Source organism: Bradyrhizobium sp. (genome assembly GCF_016462955.1).
Lineage (GTDB): Bacteria > Pseudomonadota > Alphaproteobacteria > Rhizobiales > Xanthobacteraceae > Bradyrhizobium.
In genome coordinates this window covers 6,949-9,909 of record NZ_JAEMSD010000135.1, presented here as the reverse complement: position 1 = coordinate 9,909, position 2,961 = coordinate 6,949, and the positions used below count along the sequence as shown (strand labels likewise).

The following is a 2,961-nucleotide window of genomic DNA, read 5'->3' as shown; positions in this document are numbered from 1 at the left end:
GGTCCTCGTGAAGGTCGATCCGACCTATTTCCGGCCCACAGAAGTCGAGCTCCTCATCGGCGATGCTTCCAAAGCACGGCAGATCTTAGGATGGAGTCCGAAAAGAAAATTTACCGAGCTGGTCTCCGAAATGGTCGCCAGCGATCTGGCCGCGGCCAAGCGGGAGGTTGCCAATGGCCGAAGCGCCGTTTGAACTGAGAGGGAAATCGGTCTTTGTCGCCGGCCACCGCGGCATGGTCGGCTCTGCACTCGTCCGCCGTTTGGCGCCCGAAGGAGTTCAACTCCTGACGACGACACGGAGCGAACTCGACCTCCGCGACCAAGCGGCCGTGTTCTCGTGGTTCTCTGCCAATCGTCCGCAGGTCGTCTTCTTGGCCGCAGCGAAAGTCGGCGGTATCGTAGCCAACAACACGCTCCGGGCGGAATTTCTCTATGAGAATTTGGTCATCATGAGCAACGTCGTTCATGCCGCGCACGTGAATGGCGTAGAGAAGCTGATGTTTCTGGGGTCTTCCTGTATTTACCCCAGGCTGGCTCCTCAACCCATCAAGGAAAGCGCGATCCTGACGGGCCCTCTTGAACTCACGAATGAGCCTTATGCGATCGCAAAGATCGCGGGCATCAAGATGGTCGAGGCCTATCGTCATCAGTACGGTGCCGACTTCATCAGCGTGATGCCAACCAACCTCTACGGCCCTGGAGACAACTACCATCCCGAATACAGCCATGTCGTGGCGGCCCTGATCCGCCGCTTTCACGAAGCCAAGCTGTCGGGCGCGGACCAGGTCGTGGTGTGGGGCACGGGAACGCCCCAACGGGAGTTCCTTTATGTCGATGATCTTGCGGATGCATGCATCCACATCATGAAGGTCTATTCTGATCTGGATCTCATCAACATCGGCACCGGGCAGGATATCACCATCGGCGAGTTTGCCCGGTTGATTGCGGAAGTGGTCGGCTATCGTGGACATATCGTCTTCGATACGACGCGCCCAGACGGCACGCCACGCAAGCTGTTGGACGTAACACGACTGGAAAAGCTCGGTTGGCGTGCTCGAACTTCACTGACGCATGGCATTCGCCTTGCTTATCAGGCATTCCAGGAGGAGACGGCGTCTCGGACTGGCTGACGGTGCTCGACACGCCGCGCGCTGGCCTCTCGTTCGAGCCTTGCAGTTTGCCAGGATGCCTCATTATGACGCTCCAGTCGCGAAACTAGCCGGCAAGTTCCGCATGCCGTGGTCTCGGATTACACAGCTCTTAGCAGCCCTCATAAGCCTGACGGCCGGCTATAATCCTGCAATGGCACAAATGGCGGAAGACACCCTTCCGCCGTTTGCCATCAACATTCACCGGACGCCGACGCAGGATTGGCCGGGCTACGGCATCTATCTTGGCAGGGGGTATTTTCTGACTGCCGCACATGTCGCGGGCCAAGCCTGGCTGACGAAGCCGCGGGTCGTGATCGAAGGTCGGGAATACCCGACTACGATGGTCAAGGAGGGCACCTTCGAGGGGACGGATCTCACCCTTCTTTCGGTCAAGGAAACTCTCCTGCCGATGCGTCTAGCCCTGCGGAGAATGCGGTTGTGCGCCGCCGTTCCAGCGCCGGGGGAGGACGTCGTGACGCTCGTCCCGGGTAGGATCGAGCATTCCCGCATATTTCCTCCGCAGATGATCCCCGAATCGGCACGCCGCTTCAAAACGGCCATAGCGGATGTGGCTCAGACCGGAAATTCCGGCGCAGGGGTGTTCGACCTTCGGCGTCACTGCTTGGTCGGGATCATGAGCCGCAAGATCTCCGAGGTCCGCCGGGAAAGACTGACCGGCAAGAACGATAGTCGGGACATCGCGAAGTACTTCGTCCCCGCCCCTGAAATCGGAGCCTTTCTGCCTCCTGGCGTGCTGAGCGGGGTCGATCAACAGAGGTAAATTATTACCTAGATCGTATCACTCGCTGGCGCGCTGGTACCTCGAAGACCGGCACATTCGTTGCAGGAAAGCCAACCATTGGAAGCCACGTATTTGCCGGAAGCCATGCAGTTGCGTTCACTAGACCGTGAGCGAACCAAGGCAGGACTTCTCGGGACCAACGATCATTAACGGCGAGGACACGTCCATGCAGCGCTCAAAGCCGAACAAGACAAGTCTTGCGCCCTCTCCCGAATCAACACGGGAAAGCCTGGATGTCGCTTACGCTCAGGTCGTCAGGCTGCGGCAGGAGATCGTCGAAGCCCAAGCCGCGCTGAAGCCCGAGGCGATCACCCGGTCAGCACCGAAAGAACTTCGGACCTGATGCCGCAGGCGCGGCGCTTCTCCGTGGCAGCGAGCGCGGGAGGCCGTAGAGAAACTGCCGTTGGGAGCGCATCAGCTTGACCCGTTAGCCCATGACGCCCGCGTGGAGCGTGCGTCCGAACTTGCTTTTTTTGCGCCCTTTCCGCTCGGTCCCAATGAATAGACGTTGTACTCGCCCTGATCAGTGACGGCGTATTGATACGGCCGCCCCCACGGGTCCAGGAGGGTTTTGGTATTCTTCAGGTACGGACCGTTCCAACGGGGCGCCTCCGGGGGCGCTTCGACCAACGCCCTCAAGCCGACGTTAACGCTCGGATATGCGCCATTCTCCATATAGTACATTTCAAGGGCGGTGTTGATATTCTCGATCTGCAATTGAGCCGATTGAGCTTTCGCCTTTCCGAAGTATCCCATCAATTGCGGCGTGGCGACGGCCGTTAGGATGCCGATGACCCCCATAACCACCAAGAGTTCGAGCAGCGTGTATCCCGCATCGGCGCGGCCCCGCTTGCCTGCCCTTCCAGTCAGCCCCTGTCCATTCCGAACGATCTCCGACACGGTCCAGCCTCCGAATTTGTCTGCTGTTCATTTTGGACCAATCCTGATGCGAAGTTGTGTCCAAAGACTTGACATCCCAGAGACGACGAGATCGGAGTGAATTTCGCG

The 2,961-nt window shown here is 58.9% G+C and carries 5 protein-coding genes; 4 read left to right on the top strand and 1 reads right to left on the bottom strand.

From position 1 onward, the window contains the following. The 4 genes from JHD07_RS16090 to JHD07_RS16075 form a co-directional block, all read left to right on the top strand. Positions 1–193, top strand: a 193-nt coding sequence (locus tag JHD07_RS16090; protein ID WP_291623861.1) for a GDP-mannose 4,6-dehydratase, incomplete at its 5' end; no start/stop codon positions are given. Beyond that, positions 174–1,130, top strand: coding sequence for a GDP-L-fucose synthase (locus JHD07_RS16085; RefSeq protein WP_291623859.1), 957 nt, complete (start codon positions 174–176; stop codon positions 1,128–1,130). The genes JHD07_RS16090 and JHD07_RS16085, both read left to right, overlap by 20 nt. 181 nt (positions 1,131–1,311) lie before the next feature. After that, positions 1,312–1,932: a serine protease gene (locus tag JHD07_RS16080; protein ID WP_291623857.1), complete on the top strand. Its 621-nt coding sequence runs from the start codon at positions 1,312–1,314 to the stop codon at positions 1,930–1,932. Between the two features lie 187 nt (positions 1,933–2,119). After that, positions 2,120–2,296: a hypothetical protein gene (locus JHD07_RS16075; protein WP_291623855.1), complete on the top strand. Its 177-nt coding sequence runs from the start codon at positions 2,120–2,122 to the stop codon at positions 2,294–2,296. A 71-nt stretch (positions 2,297–2,367) separates the two neighbouring features. Here the strand turns inward: JHD07_RS16075 and gspG are convergent, their stop codons facing one another. Next, the gene (gspG, locus tag JHD07_RS16070; protein ID WP_291623852.1) at positions 2,368–2,853 is read right to left on the bottom strand and encodes a type II secretion system major pseudopilin GspG; all 486 of its coding nucleotides are present in this window, start codon (positions 2,851–2,853) and stop codon (positions 2,368–2,370) included. Positions 2,854–2,961: the final 108 nt, after the last annotated feature.

What these genes read in the sequence shown, in the direction of transcription:
- JHD07_RS16080 (WP_291623857.1), top strand. Translation starts at nt 1,312, where the DNA reads ATGGCGGAAGACACCCTTCCGCCGTTTGCCATCAACATTCACCGGACG.
- JHD07_RS16075 (WP_291623855.1), top strand. Translation starts at nt 2,120, where the DNA reads ATGCAGCGCTCAAAGCCGAACAAGACAAGTCTTGCGCCCTCTCCCGAA.
- JHD07_RS16085 (WP_291623859.1), top strand. Translation starts at nt 174, where the DNA reads ATGGCCGAAGCGCCGTTTGAACTGAGAGGGAAATCGGTCTTTGTCGCC.